Here is a 13,568-nt window from a genome sequence, read left to right as displayed (position 1 = left end):
GCCCTGCAGTCGTTGTGGGGATTGTGGGAGCAAGGCTTGCCCGCGATACAGCCGACGCGGTCCTTGGTGAACCGAGGCGCCTGCATCGCGAGCAAGCTTTGCTCCCACAAGTTACTCACCCACAGCTTTTACAGATGCAACGCATGCCCCAACGCCCGCAACGCCGCTTCCTGCACGGCCTCGCCCAGCGTCGGGTGAGCGTGGATGGTGCCGGCGATGTCCTCCAGGCGCGCGCCCATTTCCAGGGATTGGCCGAACGCGGTGGACAGCTCCGACACGCCGACGCCGACCGCTTGCCAGCCTACGATCAGGTGATTGTCCCGGCGCGCCACGACCCGGACGAAACCGCTTTTCGATTCCAGGGTCATGGCCCGGCCGTTGGCCGCGAACGGGAAGCTCGACACCATGCAATCGAGCCCGGCCGCCTTGGCCTCGTCCGGCGTCTTGCCGACCACCACCAGTTCCGGGTCGGTGAAGCACACCGCCGCGATGGCCGTTGGGTTGAACTCCCGATGCTGGCCGGCGATCAGCTCGGCGACCATTTCACCCTGGGCCATGGCCCGGTGGGCGAGCATGGGTTCACCGCTCAGGTCGCCGATGGCCCAGACGTTGCGCATGCTGGTCTGGCAACGGCTGTCGATTTTCAGCGCCGAACCGTTCATTGCCAAGTCCAGCGCTTCGAGGTTCCAGCCCTGGGTGTTGGGTTTGCGCCCAACGGCCACCAACACCCGGTCGGTGTCCAGGTTCAGCGTCTCGCCATTGGGATCACGCACTTGCAAGGTGCTGGCCTGGGCATCGAAACCTTCGACGCTGTGCTTGAGGTACAGCTTCACGCCCAACTGCTTGAGCGCCTCGTGCACCGGTTGGGTCAGCTCGCCGTCGTAGGCTGGCAGGATCCGTTCCTGGGCCTCGACCACGCTGACCTCGGCGCCGAGCTTGCGGTAGGCAATGCCCAGTTCCAGGCCGATATAGCCACCGCCGACCACCACCAGGTGCTTGGGCACCGAGGTGGGGGCGAGGGCTTCGGTGGAGGAAATGATTGGCCCGCCAATCGGTAGCATCGGCAGGTTGACGCTTTTCGAACCGGTGGCCAGCAGCAGGTGTTCGCACTGGATGCGCGTGTCACCGACCTCGACCGTCTTGCCATCGATCACCTTGGCCCAGCCGTGAATGACCTGGACCTTGTGCTTTTTCAACAGCGCCGCGACGCCGGTGGTCAGGCGATCGACGATGCCGTCCTTCCATTCCACGCTCTTGCCGATGTCCAGGCTCGGCGCCGCCACCGTGATGCCCAAGGCCGAACCCTGGCTGTGGTGCCGCGTCTGGTGGAACTGCTCGGCCACATGGATCAACGCCTTGGACGGGATACAGCCGATATTCAGGCAGGTCCCGCCCAACGCCTGGCCTTCCACCAGGATGGTCGAGATGCCCAGTTGCCCGGCACGGATCGCCGCCACATAGCCGCCGGGGCCGCCGCCGATGATCAGCAGCGTCGTGTTCAAAGTTTGCATCGCCTGCTCCATTGATGATTAGTCCACAAACAAAGTGGCGGGTTGTTCGAGCAGGCCACGCAGGGCCTGGATGAATTGCGCCGCGTCCATGCCGTCGACTACCCGGTGATCGAAGGAGCTGGAGAGGTTCATCATCTTGCGGATCACGATCTGGCCCTTGATCACCACAGGCCGCTCGACGATTTTGTTCACGCCGACAATCGCCACTTCCGGCAGGTTCAGTACCGGCGTGCTGACGATGCCGCCGAGGGCACCGAGGCTGGTCAGGGTGATGGTCGAACCGGACAGCTCATCGCGACTGGCCTTGCCCGTGCGGGCCGCCGTGGCCAAGCGGGAGATTTCCGTCGCGCTGTCCCACAGGCTACGGGCTTCGGCGTGACGCACCACCGGCACCATCAGGCCAACATCGCTCTGGGTGGCGACGCCCACATGCACCGCACCTGAGCGGTGAATGACCTGGGCTTCGTCGTCGTAGCGGGCGTTCATCTGTGGGAAATCGCGCAGGGCCACGACCAACGCGCGGACCAGGAATGGCAGCAAGGTCAGCTTGCCGCGACTGGCGCCGTGTTTTTCATTCAAGTGAACCCGCAGCTCTTCCAGGGCGGTAACGTCGATTTCCTCGACGTAGCTGAAATGGGCGGCGCGCTGGGTCGCTTCCTGCATGCGCTGGGCGATCTTGCGACGCATGCCGATCACCGGGATCTGCTGCTCGTCGTGGCGCTCGGCATAACCTGAACCGCCCTTGGCCTGGGTCGACGGACCCTGGGCCAGATAAGCCTCGAGATCTTCGTGCAGGACTCGCCCGGCGGGGCCGCTGCCTTGGACCAGGCGCAATTGAATGCCCAGGTCCAGCGCGTGTTTGCGCACGGCCGGCGACGCCAGTGGACGCTCGTCGGGGTCGCGGGCCACAGGCGCTTGCGGGGCGCAGCGGGGCGCGGCGGTTTTTTCCAGCACCGGCTCAGGTGTCGCCACGGGTGCCGGCTTCGGTGCTTGCGCAGCCGGCGCTGGCGTTGGCGCTTGTTGGGCCGATTCTTTCAGGTTACCCGCACCTTCGACTTCAATGCGGATCAGTTCGCTGCCCACCGCCATGACTTCGCCGGGCTCGCCACCCAGGGCGATGACCCGGCCATGCACTGGCGAGGGGATGTCGACCATGGCCTTGTCGGTCATGACATCGGCCAGCACCTGGTCTTCGACCACCATGTCGCCGACCTTGACGTGCCACACCGACAGTTCAACTTCCGCGATGCCTTCGCCGATGTCCGGCATCTTGATAACGTGCGTGCCCATTCAGACCTCCATGACCCGTTTCAACGCCGCGCCCACACGGGACGGCCCTGGGAAATACGCCCACTCCTGCGCGTGCGGGTAGGGGGTGTCCCAACCGGTGACACGCTCGATAGGCGCTTCCAGGTGGTGGAAGCAGTGTTCTTGCACCAACGACACCAGCTCGGCGCCGAAACCGCAGGTGCGGGTGGCCTCGTGGACCACCACACAGCGGCCGGTTTTCTTCACGGATTTGACGATGGTCTCAAGGTCCAGCGGCCAGAGGCTGCGCAGGTCGATGACTTCGGCGTCGATACCGGTCTCTTCGGCCGCCACTTGGGAGACGTAGACCGTGGTGCCGTAGGTGAGAACGGTCACGTCCTTGCCCGGACGGGTAATGGCGGCGACGTCCAGCGGCACGGTGTAGTAACCGTCCGGCACCTGCGCCGAGGGGTGTTTCGACCACGGCGTTACCGGGCGGTCGTGGTGGCCGTCGAACGGGCCGTTATACAGGCGCTTGGGTTCGAGGAAGATCACCGGGTCATCGTTTTCGATGGAGGCGATCAGCAAGCCCTTGGCGTCGTAGGGGTTGGACGGCATGACGGTGCGCAGGCCGCAGACCTGGGTGAACATCGCTTCGATGCTCTGGCTGTGGGTCTGGCCACCATAGATGCCGCCGCCGCAGGGCATGCGCAGGGTCATCGGTGCGGTGAACTCGCCGGCCGAGCGATAGCGCAGGCGCGCTGCTTCGGAGATGATCTGGTCCGACGCCGGGTAGACGTAGTCGGCGAACTGGATCTCGGCCACCGGACGCAGGCCGTAGGCGCCCATGCCCACCGCCACGCCGACGATGCCGCTTTCGGAAATCGGTGCGTCGAACACCCGCGAGGTGCCGTACTTGTTCTGCAGGCCTTCGGTGCAGCGGAACACGCCGCCGAAGTAACCCACGTCCTGGCCGAACACCACGACGTTGTCGTCGCGTTCGAGCATCACGTCCATGGCCGAGCGCAGGGCCTGGATCATGGTCATGGTGGTAGTGGTCATGGCGGTGTCCAACGCAATATTGTTGTTGTGATCGTTCATGTCAGATCCCCAACTGCTGACGCTGGCGCTTCAAGTGCTCCGGCATCTCTTTGTAGACGTCTTCGAACATGGTCGCGGCGCTTGGAATCTGCCCGCCGGCGAGGGTGCCGTACTGCTCGGCTTCCTTCTGCGCGGCGATCACCTCGGCTTCGAGTTCGGCGGTAACTGCCGCATGTTCCTCTTCGGACCACTGGCCGATCTTCACCATGTGCTGCTTGAGGCGCGCAATCGGATCGCCCAGCGGAAAGTGGCTCCAGTCGTCGGCGGGGCGGTACTTCGAAGGGTCGTCCGACGTGGAGTGCGGGCCGGCGCGGTAGGTGACCCATTCGATCAGCGCCGGGCCGAGGTTGCGGCGGGCACGCTCGGCGGCCCAGCGCGAGGCGGCGTAGACCGCCATGAAATCGTTGCCATCCACGCGCAGGGAGGCAATGCCGCAACCGACGCCGCGTCCGGCGAAGGTCGTGGCTTCACCGCCGGCAATGGCCTGGAAGGTGGAGATCGCCCACTGGTTGTTGACCACGTTGAGGATCACCGGCGCCCGGTAGACGTGGGCAAAGGTGAGGGCGGTGTGGAAGTCCGATTCGGCGGTGGCGCCGTCACCGATCCAGGCCGAGGCGATCTTGGTATCGCCCTTGATCGCCGAAGCCATGCCCCAGCCCACGCCTTGGACGAACTGCGTGGCGAGGTTGCCGGAAATGGTGAAGAAACCCGCGTCCTTGACCGAGTACATGATCGGCAACTGGCGGCCCTTGAGCGGATCGCGCTCGTTGGACAGCAGTTGGCAGATCATGCCCACCAGCGGCACCTCGCGGGCCATCAGGATGCTTTGCTGGCGATAGGTGGGGAAGCACATGTCGTCGATATTCAACGCCAGGGCCTGGCCGCTGCCGATGGCTTCTTCGCCGAGGCTTTGCATGTAGAACGACATTTTTTTCTGCCGTTGGGCAACGACCATGCGGTTGTCGTAGATGCGCGTCTTGAGCATGGCGCGCATGCCTTTGCGCAGGATTTCGAGCGGCACGTCTTCGGCCCATGGACCGTGGGCATTGCCCTGGTCATCGAGCACGCGGATCAGGCTGCGAGCCAGGTCGGCGGTGTCGGACGGTTCGACGTCGATGGAAGGTTTGCGCACCGTGCCGGCATCGGACAGATGCAGGTAGGAGAAGTCGGTCTTGCAGCCGGGACGGCCCGAGGGTTCGGGAACGTGCAGGCGCAGTGGTTCATACGCTGGGTTCATGGCTTTCTACGCTCGATCTTGTGAATTTCTTGTAGTGGGCGCGCTAGCTGACGAATTTCCCCGGGTACGGGAAATTGTCCTACAACAATCATAGGCTCGACGAAGAAGAATATTTTTCTCTGTTGGCTTGCTGTTCAGATCATTTGCAGATAAAAAATCTGCACAACGATAAAAAACAGGATTATTTGTCTCATGCGTAAATTGGATCGCACCGACATCGGCATTCTGAACAGCCTTCAGGAAAACGCCCGCATCACCAACGCCGATCTGGCTCGTTCGGTCAACCTGTCGCCGACTCCGTGCTTCAACCGCGTCCGGGCCATGGAGGAGCTGGGAGTGATCCGCGAGCAGGTCACGCTGTTGGATGCCGACCTGCTGGGATTGCACGTCAATGTGTTCATCCATGTCAGCCTGGAGAAGCAGGTGGAAGAGGCGCTGCAGCACTTCGAGGAGGCGATCTCCGACCGGCCGGAGGTGATGGAGTGCTACCTGATGGCCGGCGATCCGGATTACCTGATCCGCGTGCTGGTGCCGACCATCCAGTCGCTGGAGCGGTTCATGATGGATTTTTTGACCAAGGTCCCGGGCGTGGCGAACATCCGCTCCAGCTTTGCCCTCAAGCAGGTGCGCTACAAGACCGCACTGCCGTTGCCGGCCAATGGGTTGACCCTGGGCACCTGACCCTCTGCTCGCGAAGGCATCGGCACTTCAACATTGATGCCAGCAGACCCACCGCTATCGCGAGCAAGCTTTGCTCCCACAGTGGACCTGCGTTTGGCCGCGGATTTATTGGCAACCCAAAAACTCTGTGGGAGCAAAGCTTGCTCGCGATGCAGGCGCCTCGGTTTCCCAGGAGACCGCGTCCACTTCATCGCGGGCTAGCCTTGCTCCCACAGGGAAGTGGGCCTTAGAGCAACCGACACTGCATCGAAAACCCCAGCGCCACCGACTGCCCTTGCTCCAGCAAACGCAACCCTGGCCGCCCCGGCAGGTGATGGGCGTTGACCGGATGACTGACCGGTTCGATGCAAAAGAAATCCAGGCCCACGGGGCAGTACAGCAGGAAGTATTTGCTGTCACTGGTGCGGCATTCCAACTCATAGCCCAGGTCCGGCTGCTGGATCAGGCATTGCCCGTCCCAGCCGCCGAAACCATTGTCGACGAGGGTATCGGGCAGGGCGCGTATCTCTTGGAAATCCCATTCGACGGGAACTTCGCTCAGCTCGGTCGGCAACTTCGAGGCGTCGCACTTCCAGACTTCGGTTGCCCGGGTTTGCAGGCGAGTACTGGCGGTGCGCGGAAAATACGGGTGCAAACCCAACCCGTGCCACGCGGCCTGTTCGGCCATGTGGGTGACGTGGATGGTGATTTGTAGCTGACCACCGCTCAGACGGATTCGCAGGCTGGCGCGGTAGGCAAAGGGGTATTGGCTGTCGAGTTGCAGCAAGGCTTCCTGGCCGCTGTGTTCGGTCACCTGCCACGGCTGTTGCCAGGCACTGCCATGGATCGGGAACGGGTCGTTGGGGCTGTTGGCGTCCAGGGCCAGCCAGCCGCCGGGACAATCGAAACCGCCGTTGGCGATCCGGTTTGACCACGGAATCAACGGGAAGCCGCCGAGTTTGCCCGGCAGGCCGTTTTCCACGGCTTGCGGCTCGGGCGGGCGTAGCAGGGGAGCACCGGTGCTGCGCACTGTCCATTCAACGAGACTGGCGCCCAGGTGCGGGGCGAGGGTGAGGCGGGTGAGTTCGTCTTCGAGATGGAGAAGAGGCGGCGTCATGTTGGCCTTGTTCTGCAAGGTTGAAAAAACTGATGTGGGAAAAGCCGGATTCTTGTGTGCGAACCCTGTTGTGGCGAGGGGATGTAGAGAAACGTCGCACCGCACTGTGGGAGCAAAGCTTGCTCGCGATGAAGATGATGCAGACTCCTCGGTTCCCAGGGAGACTGCATCATCTTCATCGCGGGCAAGCCTTGCTCCCACAAGGGGTTGTTGTCGTTTGTTCGTTACAACACCAAGTGCGGCAACCACAGCGAAATGGCGGGAATGTAGGTCACGAGCATCAGCACCACGAACAGCATGGCGTAGAACGGCAGCAGCGCCTTGACGGTGCTTTCGATGCTGACCTTGCCAATGGCGGAACCGACGAACAACACCGCGCCCACCGGTGGCGTGATCAACCCGATACCCAGGTTCACCAGCATGATCATGCCGAACTGCACCGGGTCCACGCCGATGCCGACGATCACCGGCATCAGGATAGGTGTCAGGATCAGGATCAATGGCGCCATGTCCATCACGGTACCCAACAGCAGCAACATCACGTTGATGCACATCAGGATCACGTAGCGGTTGTCCGACAGCGTCAGGAACGCGGTGGTGATCTTCGCCGGGATCTCCATCAGCGTCATGATGTAGCCGAAGCTGGCGGCGAAGCCGATCAGGATCATCACGATGGAGATGGTGCGTACCGTACGGTGCATCAGTTTCGGCAACTCACTCCACTTGTAGTCCCTATAGATGCACATGGTCACGAAGAACGCCCACACCACGGCAATGGCGGCCGATTCGGTGGCGGTGAAAACACCCGAGAGAATGCCGCCAAGGATGATGAACAAGGTCATCATGCCCCACATGGCTTCCCGGCAGATCTTCAATGCTTGCTTGAGGGGAATCACTTCGCCCTTGGGGTAATTGCGCTTTTTCGCGAAGACCAGGCACAGCGCCATCAGGCACAGGTTCATCATGATGCCGGGGACGATGCCGGCCATGAACAGCGAACCGATGGAGACGGTGCCGCCAGCGGCGAGCGAATACAGCACCGCGTTGTGGCTGGGCGGTGTCAGCAGCGCTTGCACCGAACCACTGACGGTGACAGCGGTGGCGTAATCACGCGGATAGCCTTGGCGCGTCATTTCCGGGATCAGCACCGAGCCGACCGAGGCCGTATCGGCCACCGAGGAACCGGAGATCGCGCCAAAGAAACTCGAAGCCACGAGGTTGACCAAGGACAGGCCACCGCGCACGAACCCCACCAGCACACTGGCGAATGCCACCAGTCGGCGGGACATGCCGCCTTCGGCCATGATCGCACCGGCCAGGACGAAGAACGGAATGGCCAGCAACGAGAATTTGTTCACCCCGCCCGTGACCTGGATCATCATGGCCTGGAACGGAATATCGATCCACCACGCCCCGATCAGGGCGGCAGCGCCCAGCGCGTAGGCGACCGGCATGCCGATCAGGATCAACAACAAAAAACTGCCCAGCAGAATCAGCGCGTCCATTAAGCGGCACCTTCGTTTTCTTCAACAAGGTCGAACTGCACGACCCGACGCTTGCTTTGATCACCCAGCAAGAGTTTTTCCAGGACAAAAATCAGGGTCAGGAAACCACCGACCGGGATCGGCATGTAGGTGATGCCGACGCGCAGGGTGGGAATGGCGCTCATGAATTGATTCCAGGTGGTCATGCACAGCTTGGTGCCCCAAATGGTCATGAAGATGCACACCGCTGCCATCAAGAGCTGGGTGAAAACCGAGGCCAAGGTTTGCCAGTGCGGTGGCAGGCGACTGGTGACCATGTCCACGGCCATGTGCGAGCCGGAGCGGTAACTGGCGGCGGCGCCGATGAAGGTGAACACGATCATCAGCAAAATAGCGGTGGGTTCCGGCCAGCTTGAGCCGGTACCGAGTACGTAGCGGGCAAACACGCCCCAGGGAATCATCAGCGCCACGGCGAGGACAGAGAGTCCGGCCACCCAGATGCAAGTCATGTAGATCGTGTCGTTGATACGCAGCAGCAAATTCTTCATCGGGTTCCACCGTAACCGGGCGCGCCTTTTAACCGCGGGCGCGCCCAGCCTTTTTCATGAGTACAGATTGAGGGACCTTACTTGACGGCTTCGATACGCTTGATCAGGTCCGCATACGGCGCGCCGTATTTGGCCCGGACCGGAGCGGTGGCGTCATAGAAAGGTTTCTTGTCGACGGTGATGAATTCGACGCCGGCGGCCTTGAGTTTTTCTTCACTGGCGGCGGACTTCTTGTCCCACAGATCGCGTTCTTCAGCCTGGGCTGCCTTGGCGGCTTTTTTCACCATGTCCTGCTGTTCTGGCGTGAGCTTGTTCCAGGTGATTTTCGACATCACGATCGGTTCAGGCAGGATCAGGTGGCCGGTCAAGCTGTAGAACTTGGCGTTCTGGTAGTGATTGTGTTCGAGCAGCGTCGGTGGGTTGTTTTCCGCGCCGTCGATCACGCCGGTCTGCAAGGCACTGAAGATTTCGCCGGTGTCCATCGCGATGCCATTGGCGCCCATGGCGTTCATCATCTCGATGAACATTGGGTTGCCTTGCACGCGGATTTTCATGCCCTTGAGGTCTTCGAGCTTGCGCACCGGTTTCTTGGTGTAGATGTTGCGCGTGCCGCCGTCCATCCAGGCCAGGGCCACCAGGCCGAATTCGGAGTTGGTGATCCGGTCGAGAATCGCATCGCCGACTTCACCGTCGATGACGGCGCGCATGTGCGCCTGGTCGCGGAAGATGAATGGCATGTTGAAGACGTTCACGTCCGGCACGACGGGGCCAACGATCCCCAGGCTGACGCGCGACATCTGGATCGCGCCGGCTTGCATCTGCTCGATGACTTCTTTTTCAGAGCCCAGCACGCCGCCTGGGAAATACTTGAATTTCAGCTCGCCGTTGCTCTCTTTTTCCAGAGTCTTACCCATGGACTCCTCGGCGACCACGGTCGGGTAGCCCTTGGGGTGGATGTCGGCGATCTTGATGTCCAGGGCGTGTGCCGCCTGGGCCAGGAAGGCCAGGGGCAGGGCTGCGATCAGAAGCGTGCGTTTGAAATTCATGGTCAATCTCCAGTGTTGTTGTTTTTATGTCTATCGATGTGAAGCGGCAAAGCAGATCAGGTCGCGGAGTGTTGCCGTCCTCCGAAAGCAGGTTCGGCCAGGCCCTTGACGCCGGGGTTCAGCGCGAACACGCCACCGGCCAGGGATTGCGGATCGTTGTCGTCGCCCGGACGAATCGAGGTCACGAAAAGGGTGTCCAGCTGGCTGCCGCCAAAGGCGCACATGGTCGGTTTTTTCACCGGCACTTCCAGCGAACGGTCGAGACGTCCGTCCGGGGTGAAACGGTGAATCAGCCCGGCATCGTTGGCGCAGATCCAATAGCAACCGTCGGCATCCACCGCGGCGCCGTCCGGGCGCCCGGCCAACGGCATCATGTCGACGAACAGGCGCCGGTTGGACGGGGTGCCGCTGTCGATGTCGTAGTCGAAGGCCCAGATCTGCTGGCTCAACGGGTGCGAGTCGGAGAGGTACATCGTCCGGCCGTCCGGGCTGAAGCCCAGGCCGTTGGGCACGATGAAACCGCTCAGTTGCGCCTCGACCGGGCTGCGCTGCCCGGCCTCATAACGGTACATCCGGCCCTCGTCGACGTTGGCGCCCATGTTCAGCACCATGCTGCCGGCCCAGAAGCGGCCCTGGCGGTCGCAGCGGCCGTCGTTGAGGCGCATGTCGGTGCGGCTGTGCTCGACGCTCGCACACAGTTCGCTGTCGAGGCTGCCATCGTCATGGGGGTGCAGGCGAAAGAAACCGCTTTCCATGCCCGCTACCCAGCCACCGTCCTGGTGGCGGGCAATGCAGGCGAGCATTTCGGGGGCTTCCCAGCCCTGGACTTTTCCGCTGCTGGCATTCCAGCGTTGCAGGCCGCCGCTGGGGATGTTCACCCAGTACAGGGCGTTTTCCTCGGGGACCCACACCGGGCTTTCCCCGACGGCGTTACGTGCATCGACAATCAATTCGGCTTGCATGGTGATTCCTTTGTGCGTGCGTATCCCATGAAAAACAGCGAATCAGTTGTCGAACGGGCCGGCCGCCACAAAGGCGCCGCCCTGGTAAACCATGGCCGGGTCATCGGCGGCCGGCATCGGCTGCGCTTCGACCTTGGCGCGGAAAATCTCGGAAGTGTCCTTGGGCTGGTAGCCCAGGTGTGCGGCTTGGCTGTTGTCCCACCAGACATCGCGGTTGGCGGACACGCCGTAGACCACGGTGTGGCCGACTTTCGGGGTGTAGAGCGAGCATTCGATCAGTTGGGTGAGGTCGTCGAAGCTCAGCCAGGTGCTCATCATCCGGCGGTTCTGCGGTTCGGGGAACGACGAGCCGATGCGGATGCTCACGGTCTCGATGCCGTAGCGATCGAAGTAGAAGTTGGCGACATCTTCGCCGTAGGACTTGGACAGGCCGTAGTAGCCATCCGGGCGGCGAGGGCAGAGGGCGTCGATAGTCTGGTCCTGTTTGTAGAAGCCTATGACGTGGTTGGAACTGGCGAAGATCACCCGCTTGACGCCGTGTTTGCGCGCGGCTTCATAGATGTGGAACACGCCGCTGATGTTGGCGCCGAGGATCTCTTCGAACGGACGCTCCACCGAAACACCGCCGAAGTGCAGGATGGCATCGACGCCTTCGACCAGTTGGTGCACGGCCTGCTTGTCCGACAGGTCGCACGGCACCACTTCTTCGCTTTCGTCGATGGCCGGGGCCATGTTGGCGATGTCCGACAGGCGAATGTGGCGGGCGAAAGGCTTGAGGCGCTCGCGCAAGACTTTGCCAAGGCCGCCAGCGGCACCGGTCAATAGGAGGCGATTGAAGGGGTGGCGAATCTGTGTCGTGGTCATGGCATTACCTGAGCAAACAATGAGAGGTACAGTTGTTATAAGTTGTCGTACGACCGAGAGGAAATATCCTTATCCTTCCTCTACCTTGTCAACGTTTGATCGACGAACCGCTCTAAACCGGCGTCCCTGCCGCAGGTTGCCATGGGATGCGCTCATGGCAATGGATCCTGGTGTTACAGAAGCGAAAGCGGGTAGCTGATGAAGATGCGGTTCTCGTCGAATTCGTTGGTGCTGAAGTCGCGACGAATCGATGCGTTACGCCATTTCACGTTGAGGCTCTTGAGCGCGCCACTCTGCACGGTGTAGGCCAGTTCGGTTTCACGGCCCCATTCCTTGCCATCGTCGACCGTGGCGGTGTGCACGTTGTCACCGCTGATGTAACGGTTCATCAGGGTCAGGCCCGGCACGCCGACGGCGGCGAAGTTGAAGTCGTGGCGCAACTGCCAGGATTTTTCCTTGGCGTTGTCATAACTGGAGTTGTAACTGTCGTTCGCCAGGGTGCCGCCGCTGGTGCCGTTGACGCGCATCCAGGCATCGTCACCACCGACTTTCTGCAGGCCGACGTAGAAGGTGTTGCCGCCGTATTTGGCCGAGAGCAGGGCGAACGCGGTTTTGTTGTCCAGGTCGCCGGCCAACGCACTGCCGTTTTCCTTGCCGGTGAAGTAACCGAGGTTGGCGCCCAGGGTCCAGTCGCCGATAGGCTGGCTATGGGTCAGGTTGAAATACTGCTGCTGGTAGATATCGGACAGTTCCGCGTACCACACGCCGACCTGGGTGCGTTTTTCGTTGAAGGCATATTCGCCGCCACCGAAGTTGAAGCGGTCGGAGGTGAAGGCGCCGCGGCCGTTCATGGACATGTCTTCCATGCTCGCGTCGTTGCGCGGGCTGTTGCCACGGAACTGGCCGCCGTAGAGGCTCAGGCCGTTGATTTCGGTGGAAGTCACCTGGCCGCCACGGAAGGTTTGCGGCAGGGAGCGGCCGTCGTCGGAGCGCAGGATCGGCAGTACCGGCATCCATTCACCGAACTTCAGTTCGGTCTTCGATACCTTGGCCTTGAGGGCGACGCCGAGGCGACCGAAGTCGTCGGCCGGGCGACCATCGTCATGCACCGGCAGCAGTTGTGTACCTGCCGTGCCGCGACCGCCGTCGAGCTTGACCGAGTACATGCCCAGCACGTCCACGCCGAAACCGACCACGCCCTGGGTGAAACCGGACTTGGCGTCGAGGATGAAACTCTGGGTCCATTCCTCGGCTTTGCCCTGGGCGGCGTTGTCGTTGACGAAGTTGCGATTGAAGTAGGCGTTGCGCAGGTTCAGCGTGGCCTTGGCGTCATCGACGAAGCCTGCGGCGCTGGCGGTCGTTGGCAGAAACGCGGCGAGGCTGCTGCAACCGAGCAATAGCAGTGTGGGGCTGGCGTTGAGAAGGGTACGGCGGTTTGGACGGTTGTCGGGCGAAAAACGGACACGTGTGCTCACTATGACGCTCCCTTACTTTTTTGTTGTTTTTATTTGTCATACGTCGTCGTACAACATGAGGGGATTATTTGGAAGCGGCTCCTCGTTGTCAACTGGCCATTATCGGAATTATCCAACTCGGGGGTGCTTCAAAATGAGGCGTTTCAATGGTCGTCACCGATCGAGGTCAAGATCGCAGGCCGTGGCACCGGGCACATCCGGGGCTTGAGAATAGCGGGGAGGGCGCTTGGTTGTGCGATGACTGGTCTAAGACATTAGTCGAATGTCCACGATCAGAAGGCTTGTGATCGTTCCCACGCTCTGCGTGGGCATGCA

General features: G+C 61.7%; 12 protein-coding genes. 1 reads left to right on the top strand and 11 read right to left on the bottom strand.

Annotation, left to right across the window (positions count from 1 at the left end; translation table 11 throughout):
- Positions 1 to 128: 128 nt before the first annotated feature.
- The 4 genes from lpdA to CFII68_RS16190 are packed head-to-tail and all read right to left on the bottom strand — an operon-like array spanning position 129 to position 5,097.
- Positions 129 to 1,511 carry a dihydrolipoyl dehydrogenase gene (lpdA, locus tag CFII68_RS16175; RefSeq protein WP_018605870.1) on the bottom strand — a complete coding sequence of 461 codons (1,383 nt, stop codon included), beginning with the start codon at positions 1,509 to 1,511 and terminating at the stop codon, positions 129 to 131.
- Between the two features lie 18 nt (positions 1,512 to 1,529).
- Positions 1,530 to 2,801 carry a dihydrolipoamide acetyltransferase family protein gene (locus tag CFII68_RS16180; RefSeq protein ID WP_018605868.1) on the bottom strand — a complete coding sequence of 424 codons (1,272 nt, stop codon included), beginning with the start codon at positions 2,799 to 2,801 and terminating at the stop codon, positions 1,530 to 1,532.
- Positions 2,802 to 3,860 (bottom strand): alpha-ketoacid dehydrogenase subunit beta, encoded by a 1,059-nt coding sequence (locus CFII68_RS16185; RefSeq protein ID WP_018605866.1) that lies wholly within the window; start codon positions 3,858 to 3,860, stop codon positions 2,802 to 2,804. It lies immediately after the preceding gene.
- A gap of 1 nt (position 3,861) precedes the next feature.
- Complete coding sequence (locus CFII68_RS16190; protein WP_018605865.1) at positions 3,862 to 5,097, bottom strand: 3-methyl-2-oxobutanoate dehydrogenase (2-methylpropanoyl-transferring) subunit alpha; 1,236 nt, start codon at positions 5,095 to 5,097, stop codon at positions 3,862 to 3,864.
- A gap of 192 nt (positions 5,098 to 5,289) precedes the next feature.
- Here CFII68_RS16190 and bkdR point away from each other — a divergent pair, with 192 nt between their 5' ends.
- The gene (bkdR, locus tag CFII68_RS16195) at positions 5,290 to 5,778 is read left to right on the top strand and encodes a Bkd operon transcriptional regulator BkdR (protein WP_003202929.1); all 489 of its coding nucleotides are present in this window, start codon (positions 5,290 to 5,292) and stop codon (positions 5,776 to 5,778) included.
- Between the two features lie 226 nt (positions 5,779 to 6,004).
- Here the strand turns inward: bkdR and CFII68_RS16200 are convergent, their stop codons facing one another.
- The 7 genes from CFII68_RS16200 to CFII68_RS16230 all read right to left on the bottom strand — a co-directional run bounded on the left by CFII68_RS16200 (position 6,005) and on the right by CFII68_RS16230 (position 13,253).
- Complete coding sequence (locus tag CFII68_RS16200) at positions 6,005 to 6,874, bottom strand: aldose 1-epimerase (protein WP_033062601.1); 870 nt, start codon at positions 6,872 to 6,874, stop codon at positions 6,005 to 6,007.
- A gap of 224 nt (positions 6,875 to 7,098) precedes the next feature.
- Positions 7,099 to 8,379 (bottom strand): TRAP transporter large permease, encoded by a 1,281-nt coding sequence (locus CFII68_RS16205; protein WP_018605859.1) that lies wholly within the window; start codon positions 8,377 to 8,379, stop codon positions 7,099 to 7,101.
- Positions 8,379 to 8,906: a TRAP transporter small permease gene (locus CFII68_RS16210; protein ID WP_018605857.1), complete on the bottom strand. Its 528-nt coding sequence runs from the start codon at positions 8,904 to 8,906 to the stop codon at positions 8,379 to 8,381. Before CFII68_RS16210 ends, CFII68_RS16205 begins: the two co-directional genes overlap by 1 nt.
- A gap of 77 nt (positions 8,907 to 8,983) precedes the next feature.
- Positions 8,984 to 9,952, bottom strand: a complete 969-nt coding sequence (locus CFII68_RS16215) for a TRAP transporter substrate-binding protein (RefSeq protein WP_018605855.1) — start codon at positions 9,950 to 9,952, stop codon at positions 8,984 to 8,986.
- A gap of 56 nt (positions 9,953 to 10,008) precedes the next feature.
- On the bottom strand, positions 10,009 to 10,914 hold the full coding sequence (locus CFII68_RS16220) for an SMP-30/gluconolactonase/LRE family protein (protein ID WP_018605853.1): 906 nt from the start codon (positions 10,912 to 10,914) through the stop codon (positions 10,009 to 10,011).
- Positions 10,915 to 10,956: 42 nt separating this feature from the next.
- Positions 10,957 to 11,778, bottom strand: a complete 822-nt coding sequence (locus CFII68_RS16225) for an NAD(P)-dependent oxidoreductase (protein WP_018605850.1) — start codon at positions 11,776 to 11,778, stop codon at positions 10,957 to 10,959.
- A 173-nt stretch (positions 11,779 to 11,951) separates the two neighbouring features.
- Positions 11,952 to 13,253 carry an OprD family porin gene (locus CFII68_RS16230; RefSeq protein ID WP_018605848.1) on the bottom strand — a complete coding sequence of 434 codons (1,302 nt, stop codon included), beginning with the start codon at positions 13,251 to 13,253 and terminating at the stop codon, positions 11,952 to 11,954.
- Positions 13,254 to 13,568: the final 315 nt, after the last annotated feature.

The organism is Pseudomonas sp. CFII68, from assembly GCF_000416195.1.
Classification (GTDB): domain Bacteria; phylum Pseudomonadota; class Gammaproteobacteria; order Pseudomonadales; family Pseudomonadaceae; genus Aquipseudomonas; species Aquipseudomonas kilonensis.
This window is presented reverse-complemented; position numbering and strand designations above follow the sequence as displayed.

Excerpts from the sequence above, each read along its gene's own strand:
- CFII68_RS16205 (WP_018605859.1), bottom strand. The coding sequence starts at position 8,379 with ATGGACGCGCTGATTCTGCTGGGCAGTTTTTTGTTGTTGATCCTGATC.
- CFII68_RS16185 (WP_018605866.1), bottom strand. The coding sequence starts at position 3,860 with ATGAACGATCACAACAACAATATTGCGTTGGACACCGCCATGACCACT.
- CFII68_RS16200 (WP_033062601.1), bottom strand. The coding sequence starts at position 6,874 with ATGACGCCGCCTCTTCTCCATCTCGAAGACGAACTCACCCGCCTCACC.
- CFII68_RS16220 (WP_018605853.1), bottom strand. The coding sequence starts at position 10,914 with ATGCAAGCCGAATTGATTGTCGATGCACGTAACGCCGTCGGGGAAAGC.
- CFII68_RS16180 (WP_018605868.1), bottom strand. The coding sequence starts at position 2,801 with ATGGGCACGCACGTTATCAAGATGCCGGACATCGGCGAAGGCATCGCG.
- bkdR (WP_003202929.1), top strand. The coding sequence starts at position 5,290 with ATGCGTAAATTGGATCGCACCGACATCGGCATTCTGAACAGCCTTCAG.
- CFII68_RS16215 (WP_018605855.1), bottom strand. The coding sequence starts at position 9,952 with ATGAATTTCAAACGCACGCTTCTGATCGCAGCCCTGCCCCTGGCCTTC.
- CFII68_RS16190 (WP_018605865.1), bottom strand. The coding sequence starts at position 5,097 with ATGAACCCAGCGTATGAACCACTGCGCCTGCACGTTCCCGAACCCTCG.
- CFII68_RS16210 (WP_018605857.1), bottom strand. The coding sequence starts at position 8,906 with ATGAAGAATTTGCTGCTGCGTATCAACGACACGATCTACATGACTTGC.
- CFII68_RS16225 (WP_018605850.1), bottom strand. The coding sequence starts at position 11,778 with ATGACCACGACACAGATTCGCCACCCCTTCAATCGCCTCCTATTGACC.
- lpdA (WP_018605870.1), bottom strand. The coding sequence starts at position 1,511 with ATGCAAACTTTGAACACGACGCTGCTGATCATCGGCGGCGGCCCCGGC.